The sequence below is a fragment of the Streptomyces sp. NBC_00887 genome (assembly GCF_045207585.1).
The window spans coordinates 26,153-42,083 of sequence record NZ_CP108790.1 but is presented as its reverse complement, the minus strand read 5'-3'; the positions used below and the strand labels follow the sequence as shown (position 1 = coordinate 42,083).

General features: G+C 70.1%; 17 protein-coding genes. 13 read left to right on the top strand and 4 right to left on the bottom strand.

What is annotated here, in order from left to right; all coding sequences use genetic code 11:
- Nucleotides 1-91 precede the first annotated feature (91 nt).
- The 4 genes from OG844_RS46500 to OG844_RS46485 form a co-directional block, all read right to left on the bottom strand.
- Nucleotides 92-580, bottom strand: coding sequence for a deaminase (locus tag OG844_RS46500; RefSeq protein ID WP_331734761.1), 489 nt, complete (start codon nucleotides 578-580; stop codon nucleotides 92-94).
- On the bottom strand, nucleotides 580-1,263 hold the full coding sequence (locus OG844_RS46495; RefSeq protein ID WP_331734758.1) for a dihydrofolate reductase family protein: 684 nt from the start codon (nucleotides 1,261-1,263) through the stop codon (nucleotides 580-582). The genes OG844_RS46500 and OG844_RS46495 overlap by 1 nt, the downstream gene beginning before the upstream one ends.
- Before the next feature lie 20 nt (nucleotides 1,264-1,283).
- A complete protein-coding gene (locus tag OG844_RS46490) occupies nucleotides 1,284-2,717 on the bottom strand; it encodes a helix-turn-helix domain-containing protein (protein WP_406396499.1) in 1,434 nt (477 codons plus the stop codon).
- A gap of 152 nt (nucleotides 2,718-2,869) precedes the next feature.
- Nucleotides 2,870-3,202 carry a GntR family transcriptional regulator gene (locus OG844_RS46485; RefSeq protein WP_406396497.1) on the bottom strand — a complete coding sequence of 111 codons (333 nt, stop codon included), beginning with the start codon at nucleotides 3,200-3,202 and terminating at the stop codon, nucleotides 2,870-2,872.
- A 446-nt stretch (nucleotides 3,203-3,648) separates the two neighbouring features.
- Between OG844_RS46485 and OG844_RS46480 the strand changes: the two genes are divergently transcribed.
- The 13 genes from OG844_RS46480 to OG844_RS46420 all read left to right on the top strand — a co-directional run bounded on the left by OG844_RS46480 (nucleotide 3,649) and on the right by OG844_RS46420 (nucleotide 15,643).
- On the top strand, nucleotides 3,649-4,260 hold the full coding sequence (locus tag OG844_RS46480) for a hypothetical protein (protein ID WP_331734750.1): 612 nt from the start codon (nucleotides 3,649-3,651) through the stop codon (nucleotides 4,258-4,260).
- Nucleotides 4,261-4,442: 182 nt separating this feature from the next.
- On the top strand, nucleotides 4,443-4,976 hold the full coding sequence (locus OG844_RS46475; protein WP_331734747.1) for a WhiB family transcriptional regulator: 534 nt from the start codon (nucleotides 4,443-4,445) through the stop codon (nucleotides 4,974-4,976).
- Nucleotides 4,973-5,473: a hypothetical protein gene (locus OG844_RS46470; protein ID WP_331734745.1), complete on the top strand. Its 501-nt coding sequence runs from the start codon at nucleotides 4,973-4,975 to the stop codon at nucleotides 5,471-5,473. The genes OG844_RS46475 and OG844_RS46470 overlap by 4 nt, the downstream gene beginning before the upstream one ends.
- A 187-nt stretch (nucleotides 5,474-5,660) precedes the next feature.
- Nucleotides 5,661-5,828 carry a hypothetical protein gene (locus OG844_RS46465; RefSeq protein ID WP_331734742.1) on the top strand — a complete coding sequence of 56 codons (168 nt, stop codon included), beginning with the start codon at nucleotides 5,661-5,663 and terminating at the stop codon, nucleotides 5,826-5,828.
- A gap of 16 nt (nucleotides 5,829-5,844) precedes the next feature.
- On the top strand, nucleotides 5,845-7,815 hold the full coding sequence (locus OG844_RS46460; RefSeq protein ID WP_331734740.1) for a DUF2637 domain-containing protein: 1,971 nt from the start codon (nucleotides 5,845-5,847) through the stop codon (nucleotides 7,813-7,815).
- A 237-nt stretch (nucleotides 7,816-8,052) separates the two neighbouring features.
- Nucleotides 8,053-8,529 carry a hypothetical protein gene (locus tag OG844_RS46455; RefSeq protein WP_331734738.1) on the top strand — a complete coding sequence of 159 codons (477 nt, stop codon included), beginning with the start codon at nucleotides 8,053-8,055 and terminating at the stop codon, nucleotides 8,527-8,529.
- Entirely contained in the window at nucleotides 8,526-8,756 is a 231-nt protein-coding gene (locus OG844_RS46450; protein WP_331734737.1) for a carbohydrate ABC transporter, read from the top strand. The genes OG844_RS46455 and OG844_RS46450 overlap by 4 nt, the downstream gene beginning before the upstream one ends.
- A 536-nt stretch (nucleotides 8,757-9,292) precedes the next feature.
- The gene (locus OG844_RS46445) at nucleotides 9,293-10,897 is read left to right on the top strand and encodes an ATP/GTP-binding protein (protein ID WP_406396495.1); all 1,605 of its coding nucleotides are present in this window, start codon (nucleotides 9,293-9,295) and stop codon (nucleotides 10,895-10,897) included.
- A gap of 11 nt (nucleotides 10,898-10,908) precedes the next feature.
- Nucleotides 10,909-11,322, top strand: coding sequence for a conjugal transfer protein TraB (locus OG844_RS46440; RefSeq protein WP_331734735.1), 414 nt, complete (start codon nucleotides 10,909-10,911; stop codon nucleotides 11,320-11,322).
- 112 nt (nucleotides 11,323-11,434) lie between these two features.
- Nucleotides 11,435-13,534 (top strand): chromosome segregation protein ParM, encoded by a 2,100-nt coding sequence (locus tag OG844_RS46435; protein WP_331734734.1) that lies wholly within the window; start codon nucleotides 11,435-11,437, stop codon nucleotides 13,532-13,534.
- A gap of 84 nt (nucleotides 13,535-13,618) precedes the next feature.
- Complete coding sequence (locus OG844_RS46430; protein WP_406396493.1) at nucleotides 13,619-14,158, top strand: hypothetical protein; 540 nt, start codon at nucleotides 13,619-13,621, stop codon at nucleotides 14,156-14,158.
- 267 nt (nucleotides 14,159-14,425) lie between these two features.
- Nucleotides 14,426-14,884: an RRQRL motif-containing zinc-binding protein gene (locus OG844_RS46425; protein ID WP_331734732.1), complete on the top strand. Its 459-nt coding sequence runs from the start codon at nucleotides 14,426-14,428 to the stop codon at nucleotides 14,882-14,884.
- Nucleotides 14,885-14,977: 93 nt separating this feature from the next.
- Nucleotides 14,978-15,643 (top strand): GGDEF domain-containing protein, encoded by a 666-nt coding sequence (locus OG844_RS46420; RefSeq protein ID WP_331734731.1) that lies wholly within the window; start codon nucleotides 14,978-14,980, stop codon nucleotides 15,641-15,643.
- The last annotated feature ends 288 nt before the right edge of the window (nucleotides 15,644-15,931 follow it).

Sequence of the window (15,931 nt, the reverse complement as noted above, 5' to 3'; positions counted from 1 at the left end):
ACATCACTCCCCCTTCACGCTTCCGTAACTCGGAACTATACATATTGGTTGCATCGAGAGCGCCCTTTAATGAAGTTGCTGGCGTGTCACCTCAGAACCCATGTGACTCTTCCTCACCCAAGCCCGGCAAATGAGAGTTGGCGGCCTTCGCGGCTGCTGCCAGCTCAGGCAGCTCCACCACGGTCACCCCGGCCTCCACCAGCTGCTCGTAGCCGACGCAGTCGTCGACGAAGAGCGACGGCTCCCGCCAGGCAATGACAACGCGCGGGATGCCGGCCTCGAGGATCCGCTGCGCGCACGGCGTTCGATCGGCACTGCGCTGGGAGCAAGGTTCCAGCGTGCTGTAAATCGTCGCTCCGGCAAGGCGCGGTTCCTCCTGGGGGAGGTGGGCGAGTGCGACTTCCTCCGCGTGGTCTCGGGGCCCGGTTGCCCGCGAGTAGCCGGACGCCAGCTCGGTGCCGCCTTCGCCGACGATGACCGCGCCAACCGAGTAGGCGCCTGCAGTCGGCGGGCACAGCGCAGCAAGGTCGATCGCACGCTGCATCCAGCGCAGGTCCTGCTCTCTGTCGGGTGCGTACATCAGGCGGTGCGCTCCTTCGGGGCGTAGCGGACGAAGACCACGTCGTCGATTGCCCGCACCTCCAGCACCTTCATTCGGGCAGTCGACCCGCCCGGGTAGTTGGCGGTACCGAGGAAGCGTGCCGCCTCCGGCTGACCTACCAGCAGCGGCGCGATGGCCAGATGTACTTCGTCGGCGAGGTCTGCGGCCATGAGCTGCGTGTGGATCCAGCCGCCGCCCTCCACCATCAGCCGGCGGACACCGCGGCGCCCGAGTTCATCAAGGACCAAGCCCCAGTCGAGGTCCAGTCCGACGCTTACGACGTCAGCAAGAGCTCCCAGCGTCGCGCGCACCTTCTCCACCGCGTCGTCCACGGTGAAGACCAACTTTTCGCCGCCGTGATGCCAGAACTTGAGATCGGTGGACAGATCCCCTGTCCGGGTGACCGTAACCTTGAGCGGATACTCCGGCTTGCCGTCAGCGACGCGCTGAGCACGGCGTTCATCGCTGTTGACCAGGAGACGCGGGTTGTCCTTCCGCATGGTCGTCGCACCGATCAGGATGGCATCGGACTCCGTGCGGACCTGGTCGACGCGGTCGAAGTCAGGGGCGTTGGAAAGGCGCAGCCGCTCGGGACTGTTGTCATCCAGGTACCCGTCGACCGACATGGCAGCAGAGAGGATGACGTACGGACGCGTGGTCATTCGGCGTGATCCGTTTCTTCTCAGGATTCGTGGGCGAGCAGATTGTCGAAGTGCGTACGGAACTCTGCTACCTCGGGCTGGCGCTGCCAGGGGACCAGCGCCTTGTCGAGACGCGCGAGCTCGCGGACGATCCGGCCCGAGCCCGTGTCGTTGGCGACGGTCAGGGCCTGAAGGCCGACCGTAGACGCTTCGTCCGGGGCACCAGCTCCGGCGTGGGCCACGGCGGCCCGAGCCATGTAAACACCACGGTCGCGGTGGTAACCGTCGGGCAGCGACTTGATGGCGTTGGTGAAGATCTCCGCAGCCTCCGCGTGCTTACCCAACACCTCCAGGCCGTGCGCTCGGTGCACCTCTACGTACTGCTCGTTCAGCCACACGCCCCAGGGGGTCGTGTCGCTGGAAACTCGATCGAGGGAGTTGCGTACGTCGTCGATCGCGCGCTCGCTGTCGGTCGGCTCACCACGCAGCGCATGCCCGTACGACGCGTATGTCCGGGCCACCGCGGCCAGTCGGCTGCGGGGTCGCGCCATGCGCTGAGCAGCTTCGGCGAGGTCGACGACGTCGACCAGGTCCCGCATTTCCCCAGCCAGCTGCGCTTTGCGGGCCATCACGTACGAAGTCAGGTCGCCGTCTGCGACGGTGTGGCTCCACTGGAACGCCCTGTCGAGCCAGAACTGGGCGCTGTCGAAGTCGCCCAGATCTTGGTAGAGCCAGGAGGCGAACTCCGCGTACTGCGTCTGGAGTTCCATGAGTGCGTGACGGTCTGCGCCCTTGGCGTCCTGGCGTAGACGTTTGATGTCCTCGATGTACTCACGAGTGGCCGCGATGGTTCGGCTGGGTCCGAGAAGGTTGTCGTTGTCGATCAGCAGACGGCGCACACGCTGAAAATGCTCCACCGGTGTACCGCTGTAGGCAGCAGACGACCGCGCGGGCCGATTGAGGCCCGGCAGCGCGTTGGAACTTGCGGCTGCCGGTGTTCCTACGCCCAGCGCAGATGCTGCACCAAACCCCACCCCGCCACGCAGCATCGCGCGTCGATCGAGTGCCACGAAAACCACCGATCCATCCCGTAGACGAGCGGGGACGAAGATCCCCTCATGATCAGACATTGCCTGCTGGGAGGCAGCTGCGGCCAGCCCAACCGACGCTTCGGATACATGGAGGGTCGAAACGGATACACGGCTGGATGCAGATGCAGGCAGCTCGATTTGCTCCCAATGGTCCACCAGGACGCCGCCGGCGCGAAGCAGCGAGTCGATCAGTTCGACCTCTGCCCGATCCTTCGGGGCCCTGTCGCCGTTCTCCCATTTCTGCAGCTTGGAGTGCGACATGAAGGCTTTGTCGGCCAGCCCTCGGAGGGAGAGTTGGCGGAGTTTCCGGAGTTCGCGAAGCGTGTACCCGAAGCGGTGCTGGGGCGACTGCTCCGGTGTTAACGCGTTCGGCTGCTGGCCCACTTGGTGCCCCTCCATGTCTCCACTCGGTGTATCCGGCGGCTGGATACACGGCTGATCTGGAACTCGAGCCCCGACCGGACCTACAACTTTGCTAACGAAGATGACCCCACTGGAGAGGGATGGCGATGTTCATCGAGACGCAGGGAAGGACGTCAGTCATTGCGCCCCTTCTCGATCTTTTCGAGGCGAGCAGCCAGGTCCGCGACCTGCTCCTCAAGAGCCTTGAGGGCGCGGGCGGTCGAGTCGTTGCTGGTCTCAGTAGCAGTGTCCGTAATGAAGGATCCGAGGCCCTGGTGGGAGTAGATGAGCCCGGCCGCGCGCAGTTCGGTCAAAGCCCGCTGGACGGTGCCGGCCGCAACGCCGTACTCCTCTGCCAGCTCTCGCGTGCTCGGCAGCTTCCTCCCGGCGGTCCACCCGCCGGAGCGGATCTTGTCGCGGACATCCTGAACGATTCGCTGGTACGGCTGCACGGCCTCGTTGCTCATGAGCGACATCGTAGGTCGACCCCCTTGGCTTAGCTAGCTTCCTCAATCAAGTACTTGACCACTCCTGACTGTATCAGCTAAGTTATGTATGTCGATAAGGCGAGGTGGTCGGCATAAGCCCTCACCTGCCGCTCGAGGGTTAGCGCCAGCCGGGTTCTCACGGACCCGGCTTCCTCACCCTGACGCCCTCTCGTACTGGGAGCCGGAACCTCGGTCCCCTTCGCGCCACCGCAGTAGTCGTCCGCCCTTCGGGGCGGCCGGGGTAGCCCTCAGGTCACTGAGGGCGCGAGAGCACCATCAAACTCCCCCGGAGCCTGGCGGCACGACGACTGTGTGCACGTCGCAGCGCTGTGCGCTGTCTGTCCCACGGGACGCCGGCCTTGTGCCGTGCGGCCCGGAGGGCAGAGAGAGCATCGCGACGCGCCCCTGCCAAATGAGGAGTTCAGATGTCTGCTTCGACCCTTGAGCGCACCGCCCGCCCCCGCCGGAGTCGGACCCGCTCCCGCACCGTCAACGCCCGCCTGGCGCTCGCCATCTCCACCCTCAAGCCCCACCAGTACGACCTGCGTCCCGACTGCGCGTCGTTGATCTGCCCCGACTGTGAGACGTGGGTGCCGATCACTGGCTTCCAGACGAAGAGGCCCAAGCTTGTCCCGCACGACACCGGCCGTGCGGGCAAGGACGCGGCCGTCCGCTGCGGACTGGGTAGCAACCGCCTGGTCACCATCGACGTCAAGGTCAAGAAGTGGCAGCAGCGCCTCGAAGACGGCAAGGCGGATACCGCCCACCGTCGCCGGACCACCGTCCTGCGTAAGCCGAAGGCGGTGCCCCTCCCGGCCGTCAGTCAGATCGCGGCGCAGAAGCAGAGCGCGGCGACGGATGCCGAGCCCGGCGGCGGCCGACCCCTGTGGCTGCTGCGCAAGGGGCAGTGGGCATCGACTGAGTCTGCGGTCCGCGACGCCGACACCCTGCGGGCGCAGCTGCCCGCCGGTGAATCGCCGCTGGGTGCACCGCCGGTGCCGTTCAAGACGCTCCACCCGAAGCGCCGCGCGCGCTGACCGCTTCGGACGAACAACCACGGCCCCGGCCGCCCTGCAGTAGAGGGCGGCCGGGGCCGTGGCTGCTCGTACAGCAGCCCAAGGGCCACTGGCCCTGAACACGACGAACCCCCTGGGAGGCAACCCAGGGGGTTCGTCTTCGCAGCTCACCCTCGCTAGAAGGGGATCTACGCATGCACAGGATGACATCCACTCAGGCCCGGCACACACGCCGGGCCGCCCTCCAGGCCGCGGTCGACGCAGGCTCCCACTGCGCCAGCGTTGACCCGGACCTCTTCTTCCGCGCCGATGACGAGAGGCTCACTACCTGGCGGGCCCGCCGCACCAAGGCAATCAGCCTCTGCTCCGCCTGCCCCGTAAGGGCCGCGTGCGAGGAGCTCGCGCTGCGCGCCGGAGACGGCCGCGCCGACGCCGACGAGATGGTGCGCGCCGGGCTGACCGGTCGCGAGCTCGCCGCCGTCAGGGACGCGCACGCTGAGCGTCTTGCGGCCGCGGTCGACGCGGACCGCGACACCGAGGGACGTCAGCTCGACGCGCTGATGACCCGGCTCCACACCGAGGCGGGTACGAGTCCCGACTCCAACCGCAACGGTGGAGTCCGCTCCGTAGCGCTGCGGACCGCCGCCCAGAACGACCGGCTCCGCAGCATCGCCGCCCAGATCCGGCAGATCCGCATCGCCCGCCGCGCCCGCGCCGGTTGGGGGGTGGCGGCATGACCGTCACCACCCTCGCTCTCCGGGCCGGATGGCTCGAAGCTCAGGAGCGCGACGAGACCGACCAGTTCCACCAGCTCGTCCACCACCTGATCGTCGACGGCGACACTCGCGCCCGGTCCGCCGGCCGCCAGGCACGGCGCACCCTCGCCGAAATGGCCCCCGGCTACGAGCGGCAGCCGGTACTCCTCCTCACCCGCCCGCTCACCTTCAAGTCGGCGAACGACTCCTGCCCCCTCTGCCACCGGTGGAACTGCGACGGGCACGACTGCCCGCCCGGCGTATCGGCCCCGGCCGCCACCGAAAGCAACACCCTCCAGTGCGACCGGTGCCAGGGCTGGTTCGGCTACACCGGTTGGACGTGCTCCGCCTGCCTCGCAGTCGGAGCACAGATGGCACTGCCGATGCGGCCGACCCCGCACGAGCGTGACGGCCGCACCGAGCCGCCTCCGGCACCCGCTCGGCCGCACTCCGCCACACCCGAGCGGCAGAAGTCCTGACCCGGCACATACCTGCCGCCCGCGCCGCCCAGCGCCTCGCGGCGCGGGCGGTCACCGTATGCGGCCTGGCCCACCCGCTCACCTGCGCCCTCCTCGCGGCCGCCGCCACGGCGGCCGCCCGGGCCTGGGACGCGGGCCACCCCGTCACCGACACCCACCCCCGCACCACCGAGAGGCATCACTCCCCATGGCCGACGACCTGCACGCCCGCTACATGCGCGCCGCCGACACCTGGCGCGCCCACCGCGAGGGCTGCACGACCTGCCAGCACGGCGCTCCCTGCTCGACCGGCGCTTCGCTCCTCGAGCGATTCACCCGGCTCCAGGACGCCTACCTGAACCGCCGCCGCACCTGACCCGAGAGGACACCCCGTGGCACCCAAAACCGCCACCCGCCGCAGGCGCCAGCCCGCGGCGGCCACGAGCCCGCGCCCCAACGGGCGTGCCAAGGCGTCGGCGACACCGAGCTCCATCCCCGCCCAGTTCGCCGCTTCTGAGAACCTCACGCCGCTGGTGCACCCGGAGGCCGATCCGGTCCTGGCCGATGCCGCCGACCGCGCCGCCGACCTCCGGGACCGTGCCGCCGACGAAGCCGCGCGCCTCCTTGCCGACGGCGAGATGCGCGCCACCGAGCTGCTGGACGGCGCGCGTGCCGAGGCGGCCTCGATCACCGCGGCCGCCACTGCCGAACAGTCCCGCATCTTGGCCGCTGCCGCGATAGACGCCGACCAGGTCCGCACCGACGCCGCCACCACCGCGGCCGCCGACGCCGACCAGGTACGCACCGTCGCCGAAGCGGCTGCACAGCAACTGCTCGCCGACGCGCGCCGCGAGGCCGACACCGTCACGACGACGGCGACCGCCGACGCCGACCAGGTCCTCGCCGGCGCGGAGCGCACCGCGGCCGAGACCCGCACCCGCGCCACCACCGATGCCGAACAGGTATTGGAGCGGGCGCGGGCGGAGGCCGACCAGATGCGCGAGAGCACGGACGACCACGCCGTGCAGGTGCGGGCCGGAGCAGAGAAGGTTGCCGCTGGCCTGCGGCAGGACGCCGACCGCGCGTTGGACGACGCCAGGCGCACCGCTGAACAGCTGCGGGAGCAGGCCGAAGCCGACGCGAGGACGGCCCGGCAGGCGGCGGCGCAGGCCACCGCCGACCAGGCCGCAGCCGCCCTGGCCCGAGCCGAGGGCGACCGGATCCTGGAGGCGGCGACGCAGCGCACCGTTCAGCAGGCCCGGCGCCGGGCGATCCGGACCGAGTCGCGCGCTGCCCGACGCAAGGCACGGGCCGACGCCCGGCCCGCCGGCGGTGTGCCGCCGCTGTCCGGGCAGGAACTGGTGGGCGTGATCGCGATCGTCCTGGCCGCCGCCGTCGTCTCCACCCTCGGCCTGCTCTCCTCCTACACCGCGCTGGAGACCAAGGCCGGCGAGTGGGGCTGGGACTGGCCGTGGCTTCTGCCCGTCGGCATCGACGTCGCGATCCCGGCCTTCACCGGAGCCAGCCTGATCCTGATCCGCATGGGCATGGAGCTGCGCTGGATCCGCTGGGTGCCCCGGGTACTGACGGCGGTGACTGTCTACCTGAACTGGAACGCCTCGGACAGCACGTCGGGGCGCCTGGGGCACGCCGCCCTCACCCTGCTGTGGGTGATCTTCTCCGAGATCGCCTCCCACGTGTACGCCACCAGGATCGGCGCGGTCACCGGCAAAACCCGGATGGAAACGGTGCGCCGCAGCCGCTGGCTGCTCGCCCCGATCCCCACCGCCCGCCTGCGCCGCCGGATGATCCTGTGGGAGATCACCTCCTACGAGGAGGCGCTCACCCGCCTCCAGGAGCAGACCTACCTGCGAGCGCAGCTCAAGGAGCAGTACGGCCGACGCTGGCGGAGCAAGGCCCCGCTGGAGCAGCGGATGGCGCTCAAACTCGGCTCCGCGCCCGCCGCGCTCGCCGACACGCTCACCCCCGAGGACGCTCACACCATCGAGCGCGTGGAGATGACCGAACACGCTCACTCCGACATGAGCGCGCTCACCTCGGAAGAGACACGCGGCGAGCGTGAGCGCAGGGCGCTCCCCTCCGGCGCTCAAGAAGGTGAGCGCATGGCGGAGAACGCCGACGCTCAGCGAGCGGAGAACGCTCGTACGCGCAGGGAGACCGACGCGCTAACCGAGCGCCGCCACGTGCGCATCCGTCTCCTCTACACCGAGCTCGGGCGCCGCCCCGAGTGGACCGAGATCCGCGACGCGCTCACCGACGCCGGCCTGTCCGACACCCCGGTGTCCCGCCCGACCGCCCAGCGGCTGCGCGCTCAGGTCGAAGAGGCCGCGCCAGGCACATGACCGAGCGTCCGAGCGTCCGGTGAGCGCCTGAGCGCCCCAACCCCCGGCAGAAAGCCTGCCGCTCAGGATCACCACCGTCCGGGCTCGCACACCCCGAGCGCGGACCGGCAACACCTCACGAAAGTCCGGCACACATCAGTGAAGGCCAGCCCATTCGAAGTGGGCTGGCCCTCGCTGCGACTGCCGGAAGCAGTCACCCCCAGTACAGCAGAACCGACTCGCCCAGGAGGCCAGCTCGTGAACAGCAACGACCGAACCACCACCGCCCCGCTGCGCGACGTCGCGCAGAACGCGGAGGCCACCGCCCGCTACCTCGCCGACATGCAGCGCGTCCTGCTCGACATGGGTGCCAACCTGGAGATCCTCCAGCGTGAGACCCGTGTCCACTGCCGCAGCGTCGGTGTGGAGGGCGACCGCTGGTTCCACGCCCGGATGCGCGCCCTGCCGGTCGAAAGGGCCCTCAAGGACGTCCTCAAGAGCCTCAATTCGCTCACCGATGGCCTGGAAAAGAGCGCCTACAAGCGCCGCTCCCACGACGAAGCGGTCGTGAATACCGGAAAGGCCCGCAAGGAAAAGGCCCTGGAAAAGGCGCGGAAGAACAACCCGCAGCCCATTCAGGCCGCACCCAATTCTGGGGAAGAGCGTGACAGTGGCCGGAATCCCGGCTATGGTGGTCCTGCGTCGATTTACGACCTCGGTAAGAGGTCGGCGTGAGCAGGCCTCTTCTGAAAGCCGAGCTCAAGGCGCAGCGTTCCCGCGAATATCTCATCGCCCAGCGGACCGCGTTCATTGAGAAACACGGCGAGGACCTCGGCGCTTTCTATTTCCTCGTCATGCTGGTCCAGACGCACGGCAGGAAATCGCTCAAGCGCGGCGACACCGCGGCCCTTAGGTCGTTGGCACACGACCTGCATGCGCTCTACCTCAAGCACACCGCGTAACCAGCCGCCGAGTCCACGAGGGCCGTCGCTCACCGAGCGGCGGCCCTCGGCGCATCCCCAACGCCCAGGCGCCCACCCACTCACACGCCCAGGCGCGCACACGCTTACGCGAGGCAGTCACTCGTTGTCAAGCCCCCGGGAGGGAGCATCTCGTGTCCACCGACGACACCGAAGGTCGGCTCATCAATTTCCCTGTAGCGGGTGACGTCCTTAACCGGCCGCCCGAACTCCCGGACCCCGGACGCCTTTTCCCGCCGGTACGAGAAGAGCCGGAAACACCGCCGGAGTCCCCGGAAGAAACCACCATGGAATTGCCCGTCATTCCGCGCCCCATGGCCCCAGAAATGGCGCTCAGGTCCGAGGGTTTTTCCGCTCCGGAAATCGATGGTGAATCCGGTGAGGGTGAAGGTGGTGAATATGTGCATCGTCGGTCGCTCGCTGAAAGACTGGGTGATTGGCTGGAATACCGGATCGCGCTCGGGCAGTCGCGAATCGAGAGTGAGGCGCCTTTCCGGGAGGCGGAAATCGCCCGGAAAGTGGACCTGCTGAATGCGAAGACGGCCCGGGAAGTCGGCCTGCTGGAGCAGCACAACAAACTGCGTGCGGCCCAGCTGAAGGCACGCGCCGACAGGACGGCGGCCCGCGGCAAGGGCGACGCGGCCGGGGCCAAGGGCGGCGGCGGCAGGGGCGGCTCCGGCCTGGGCGGTGACAAGGGCGGGCGCAAGACCCGTCCGCAGGGCCCGGCCCCCAGGCAGCAGCCCAAGCCTCAGCAGCCGACGAAGTCGCCGGCCCCCGCGCCCAAGCATCAGCCTCAGAAAGGCCCTGCTCCCAAGGAGCAGCAGCCCAGGAGGAGTCCGGCCCCGCAGCGGCAACAGCAGAAGGGGCCCGCTCCCAAGGAGCAGCAACCCAAGCAGAAGCCGGGCCCCAAGCCGACGCCGCTCAAGCCGACGCCGCAGAAGAGCCCTGCTCCCAAGGAGCAGCCCGGGAAGAACCCGGCTCCGAAGCAGCTGCCGCACAAGGGGCCCGCGCCCAAGGAGCAGCACAAGCCTGACGACAAGCCCCGTCCGAAGGTCGACTTGTCGAAGGGCAAGGGCAGTGGGACGAAGACGCCCGGCGGGGGTGGTGATGAGAAGGGCCAGAAAAAGCCCGGACCGGGGGGCAAGACCCTGCCCGGAAACAGCTCTGACGGGGCCAAGGGCGGCACCAAACCAGGCCCGGGCGCCAAGGGGCCGGGCGGTAGCTCGAAGGGCACCGACGGGGCGTCAGGCGGCTCGGGAGGGAAAGGTGCGCCGGGTCCGAAGGGCTCGTCCGGCGGCACCAGCTCCGGAGGTAAGGAAGCCCCCAAGCGGGGCCCTGAACGCCCCACAGCAGGCCCCTCGGGTGGTCCTGGTCCGAAGGGTCCGGGCGGTGCTTCCAGGGCTGCTGGAGGCGCCGCAGGCGGGTCCGGCGGCGGCGGTGGGGCGACGTCGAAGGGCGGTACTGCTCCGGGTCCTGGTGGTGCGTCAGCGGATGGCCCGGGCTGGCCCGGAAACCGCACGGTGACGCCGGAGTGGCCTGGTCACGAAACCCGCAAGCAGCCCCCTCCCCGGCCCCCGGCAGGAGGCAAGGACGACTACCCGGACGCGGTCATCCTCGAGCCCGCCGCCCTGCCCCCCGCCCCGGTGTCCCACACCACCCGTCCCGGCACCACCCGACCTCCCGAGCAGGAGCCGCACGTGACCCACCCGACCACCACGGCATCGGCGCAGAGCGGCATGGCCGCCCAGCACCGCACCGACATCACCTTCGGCGAGTACCTGACGGAGATCGTGAACATCGCGATCGTCGCCGGCGTCGACCAGGAGCGCGCCCAGGAGCTCGCGGGCGCGCTCGGGAAGGTCGCCGACGCCCTGCGGGACATGGCGGCCGACCTGGTCGGGGACCACAACATCGCCACTGCGGTCGTCGACCGGATCACCGACCTGGCCGACGCCGCGGCCCGCATGAAGCAGTTGGCCGAACGGTGTGCCACCGAGTGCGAGATCGCCTCCGAGGCTGCCCGGCTCGCCGCCACGGCGGTCGGCCGCACCTACAGCGAGGACCTCCAGGCCATGGACGACGCGGGCCTGGCCGACGCCTCGTCCGCCACCCACCACGACTAAGGAAGTTGCCGATGAGCGACCTTCAGCACCACACCGGCGGCCCGGCGGCCCGGACGGACGGCGACCACCGGTACAAGGCCGTCCAGCACAAGCTCAAGACGCTGGGCACGGCCATGGACCTGGCCGGCAACGAACTCGAAGCGCTGCTGCGCGGGATGCGCACGAACGCCCAGCGGGCGGAGAGCCTGGCCGTGGACATCGCCAACGCCGAACTCGACCGCAAGTTCGTGGAGATGACCGGCCAGGTGTCCCTCGCCCTGGGCGGCGCCGCCGTCGAAGTCCACAAGCTCTACGAGACGGCCCAGGAAGTCGCCGGCCTCGCCCACGACACGCGGCGCACCCACGCCCGGCTGTACGAGGGCCTGGACACCGTCCGCTCCGGCCGCAAGGAACGCACCCCCAAACCCGGGTTCTTCGCCCGCTGACCGCCACCTCCCCCGGAAGGGCGGCCCCGCATCCGCGGGGCCGCCCTTCCGCCTTCTCCTCCCCCGCCTCGCCGCCCCGTCCAGCCCCGTTCCGTCCTGAAGGAGTCGTCCGGTGTCCATCCCGCGCAGCGTCGTCCTCGAACGCATCGCTTACACCCTGGCCGCGCCGGTTCTCGCCGCGGCACCGAACATGTCGCCTGACGGCGTGGTCAGTACGAGCGTGCTGCTGGCCGGTGCAGCGGGTGTCGGCGGTGCGGTCCTCGCCGTGAAGTCCCGTGAGGGCACCGGCCGCAAGCTGGTGCGCCTCTCCCCCGTCGTCTTCGGGGCGGCGATCGACGCCGCAGCGATGTACACCCCCAGCTGGAGCTGGGACGCCCTCCTGGCCGTTGCGTGGGCTGCGGCCGGCTGGTGCGTGCTGCCGCTCTCGCGCAGCGAGCGCCGCCACCACCGCCCCGCCCTCGCCCCCATCCCGCAGCCCGCCCGTACCGCACCTGCCGCGCCCACCCCGGCCGTGGTGGACGACGGTGCCGATGCGTTCACGCGGGACGTGCGGCTGCTATGGGAGCGGGCCGGGAGCCCGGGGCGCACGATGGTCGTCCACGCAGACCGCCACCCCGGAACCCACCACGACCTCACCATGCTGCTGCGCGCCGCCGAACCCGGGCGCCCGATCAGCGGCCTGGGCGAGGCAGCCGTCGCGGCCGCGTTTAGCATCGATGAGGGCGATGTCCACTTCGCCCCTGTAGTGCAGCAGCCCGGCCGGCAGGGCGGCCCCGGCTGGCTGGAGGTCCACCTCACCCCGGACGAAGCGGTCCGCCGCCGCAAGGCACCCACCGAGCACGAGTGGTGGGCAGACCGCATCGGCAGCGACAACGGCCCCATCGCCGGGTCGGTCTTCGTCAAGCAGGTCCGCGACAAGCAGCGCCGGGTCACCCACTACATCGCCCAGGTCCCCGACGAACTGGGCGAGCCCCGCGTCAACCTGCACGCCCTGGCCGCCGCGTTCAAAACGAAGTACGACGAGGGCCGGCTGTTCGTCACCATCGACGGCAATCAGATCCTGGTCAGCCTGTGGGATTCCAGCCCGCTCGCGCAGGTCTTCCCCGCCACCCGGGAGCTCCTCACCCCGGACAAGGACGGCCGGTGGGTGACCGGCTACCTCGGCAACGGCCAGCCCGCCCGCAACCGGGTCTATACCGACCGGGGCGCGGCGCACGGCCTGTTCGTCGCCCCGTCCGGCGGAGGCAAGACGCAGCTGATGGGCCTGCACGTCGCAGCCGACGCCCTATTCGGGGCCGTGGTCATGCTGGCCACCGAAGCCCCCGACGAGAAGACGGCCGCGCTGGGTGAGCACACCGCCCGCTACGGCGTCGGCGCCCTCTACATGATCCGGCTGCTGCGGGTCATGGTCGCGCTGATGGAGATCCGCGGGCAGATGCGCTGGGAGGACGGAAAAGTCCATGAGTGGGATCCGAAGCTGCCGGGCTGCCCGTACCGGATGCTGTCGGCGTATCTGGACGAGTTCCTGTCCGCTGCCCGCAACGGCGACTACGGCGCGGAGATCATGGACCTCGCGGAGCTGGTCTCGGTCAAGGGCCGCAAGTACGGGGTCGGCCTGAAGGTCGCCGGTCAGTCCGTCTACGTGCAGGACGGCTTCACACAGCTGCTGTGCGAGAACCTCCGTGAGAACTGCATCCCGGTCGTCCTGAAGGTGGCGCCGAAGAAGGTCGTCGACATGTTCAGGGCCTTGGGGATCGCGTCCGAGAACATCCCCGATCCCCTCCCCCGCAGCTTCTCCCCGGATGAGGCGGGCCGGATCGAGCGGGTGATGGCCGGCGAGCCCGAGCCGCCCGCCGACTCCAACACCGGCGGCGCCGGATGGATCATCGAGGGCAAGCAGCCTGACGTCCTGCGCACCCTGTTCATGGACTTCAAGGCGGGAATCGACGGCTTCTTCCCCGACACCATCGCCACCCTGACCGACTACGAGATCCGCGAGCTCGAACTGCGGGATCTCTGGTTCGACTGGACCGAGCCGCCCCGGCCCGGCGAGTTCGGCCCCGAGTCGGACGACGAGGACGGCGACGAGGACGCGCCCAAGAAGCGCGGCGGCGGCAAGCCCCGCAGCGGCGGGAAGAGCGGTCCGCGCCGTGACGCGGTCTCCTCCCCCCGCCAGGCGCTGGATGCCATCCGCGGCTTCACCAACGCCTGACCCCGCACCACCCCATGAGGGCCCGGCCGCATCGGCCGGGCCCTCACCCCTTGCCCCGCCCACCGGTTCCTCGAGGGAGCCCTCATGCCCACCACCCACACCCCAAGCGCCCCCACCTCGGCGCCTCCGGCCACGACCACAGGATCGGTGGCGCTGTCGCTGGAGACACGTCTGGCTGCCGTCGAAGCGGCGATGACCGTCGCCCTGGACGAAGCCGCCGTCGCCTACGAGGTCCGCACCGCCCACATCCCCGTCGAGCCCGTCGTCCTGGCCGACGTCGTCACCCTCCCGCTCACCCCGACCCTCCAGCCCACCGCTCCGTACGCCTCACCGGTCGCCGACCTTCTGCAGCGCGCACAGCAGCGCCTGCTCACCGACGGCTGGTGCGCCGGATCCCAGATCCGTGAGGACGGAGCCCGCTGCCTCTACGGCGCTATCCGCGTCGAAGCCGCCGGCGACCGAAGCCTCGAAGCGCGCGGCCTGGAGGTCCTGATGGACGCCATCCGCGCCGACTTCGGCGACGCGTACTCCGTGCCCACCTTCAACGACCGGTGGGCTGACGGCAGTGTCCCGATGCGGATCCTCGGCCAAGCCGCCGACCTCGCCCAACACCACGGCCAATAACCCAGCCCCCCGGACTACCTGCCTCGCACCCGAACCCGCCCCGGGTCGGCGCGGGCCAGGCCGCCCGGCCTGCTCACACCACACACGGAAGGGCGCGCCCTCGACCTCCCCAGGCTTCCGGCGCGCCCTTTTCACCCCCAGAGGAGTGATCGTTATGGTTCCTGCCCCGCGTCCCTCCAAGCACACCGGCCGCCCTCGGCCGATCCTGCCCGGCCCCCGCCACCCGCTCCCGCCCCACCGCCGCCTGCCCGGTGCCCGGGGCACGTCATGAGCGCAAGGAGCCGCCTGGAGACGGCCGTGGTCGACGTCGACCCGTACGCGACCGTTCCGTCGTCGACCATCGAGACGTTCGACTGGCAGGCCTCCCCGGACGGCCTGGCCACGCGCCGCCAGCTGCGGGCGCTCGGCTTACGACCCGGCGGCCACGACCCCGTCGCACAGCTGCGCTGCCGGGCCTGCCGCACGAAGCCGGCCCGCACCTGCACGCGCATGGCCTACCTCTACCGCATCGACCTCGCCCTGCCGGTGCGGCCGATGACCCTCGCCAAAGAAGCCGCACTGGACCGGGCGATGGCCAAGAGGTCCACGTGCCCGAAGTGCCGACGCAGGTTCCACCACTGCTTGCCTCTTCGCACCATCGGTTCGTGCCTGGAGTGCCACGACGGGACCCCGGCCGACCCGACCAGCTACACCACACTCCCGGCCGGCCACGACCTCGCTGCTTGAACCACCCCTTACACACAAGCGCCCGGGACCACCGCTCCAACGGCGGCCCCGGGCTTTCCATCCCGTGATTGAGACGAGAAGGAAGCACTCAGTATGGCCACCACCGCGTTACCGAGGACGGCACTCCATCTCACCGCCATGGCCGTCCCGCTCGCCGGATGGACGCTGCACGTCACCGTCCTGCGCCGACGTCTCCTCCAGGCACAGCGCGACCCGCTGACCGGGACCTGGCGCCGTGAAGCGTTCACCGACCGGGCGCAGCGACTCCTTGAGCGTCACCCCGACGAGACGGTCCTGGTCCTCGCGGACGCTGACCATTTCAAGCGGCTCAACGACAACCACGGCCACGCGGCCGGCGACACCGCGCTCGCCTCAATCGGGGCTCGGCTGACCGAATGGGCCGGACCGCACGGATTCGCGGGCCGCCTCGGCGGCGACGAATTCGTGGCTCTGGCCCGCATCGAGCCCCGCCACCAGGCGCTGCGCCTGGACCACCTCGCCCACCTCGCGACCCGTCCGGTTCCCTACGAGGACGGCAGCGTGCTGCCTCTGACCGTGTCCCTCGGCGCGGCCACCCCGGCCGCAATCGGGAGCAGCGACCTGCCCACGTTGATGCGCGCCGCCGACGCGGCGATGTATGAGGGCAAGCACACCGGCACCATCGTCCAGGCTCGCCCCGACCACACCCGGACGCCCAGCATCAACGGCCGAAGGCTGGGTCGCCCCGGAACAGGGGCACGCACCACCACAAGCCCATGACCACTCCCGAGCAGCCCACGCTGCTCAACTGGGGCGACCGCTCACACTTTCGCTCCACGCCCGCACCCTGAGATCCGATTCGTGTCCGAGGAACGACCGCGCCGACGCAAGGACGCGGGCGCCCACACCTGAAACGCAGAACCCCGGGGTGGACGTTCCGTCACTGGCATCGGGCCCCAGCCGCCCGCCCCGGGGCAAGCCACCCTGTCACGACACGAAGCCTCGCTCTGCACCGCCCTCCGAGGGCGGTGCAGAGCGAGGCTTTTCTGCGTTCCGGCTCGTCTCCGC